The sequence below is a fragment of the Pilimelia columellifera subsp. columellifera genome (assembly GCF_039532605.1).
GTDB lineage: Bacteria > Actinomycetota > Actinomycetes > Mycobacteriales > Micromonosporaceae > Pilimelia > Pilimelia columellifera.
In genome coordinates this window covers 1-519 of sequence record NZ_BAAARY010000094.1, presented here as the reverse complement: position 1 = coordinate 519, position 519 = coordinate 1, and the positions used below count along the sequence as shown (strand labels likewise).

The 519-nt window shown below is 65.9% G+C and carries 1 protein-coding gene; it reads left to right on the top strand.

Annotated elements, in window-relative coordinates:
- Positions 1-27 precede the first annotated feature (27 nt).
- On the top strand, positions 28-519 hold a 492-nt coding region (locus tag ABD287_RS18485), incomplete at its 3' end, for a condensation domain-containing protein (RefSeq protein ID WP_344174839.1).

Sequence of the window (519 nt, the reverse complement as noted above, 5' to 3'; positions counted from 1 at the left end):
GGTTCGGAGGACGATGCGGATAGTCGTCTGTCTGGTCAGCTGGCGTTCTGGCAGGAGGCGTTGGCGGGTTTGCCGGAGGAGTTGGTGTTGCCGGTGGATCGGCCGCGTCCGGCGGTGCCGTCGCATGTTGGTGGCCGGGTGCCGGTGGACATTTCGCCGGAGTTGTATCAGGGCTTGGTGCGGTTGGCGCGTTCGTCGGGTGCGACGTTGTTCATGGTGTTGCAGTCGGCGTTGGCGGTGTTGCTGTCGCGGTTGGGTGCCGGCTCGGATGTGCCGATCGGTTCGTCCATCGCCGGGCGTACCGATGACGGCCTGTCGCGGCTGGTCGGGTTCTTCGTCAACACGCTGGTTCTCCGCACTGATGTGTCGGGGCGGCCCACGTTCAGCGAGTTGGTTGCCCGGGTGCGTGAGGCGGACCTGGCTGCCTACGCACACCAGGACGTGCCGTTCGAACGCCTGGTCGAGGTCCTGAACCCGGAACGCTCACTCAGCCGCCACCCCCTCTTCCAAGTCATGCTG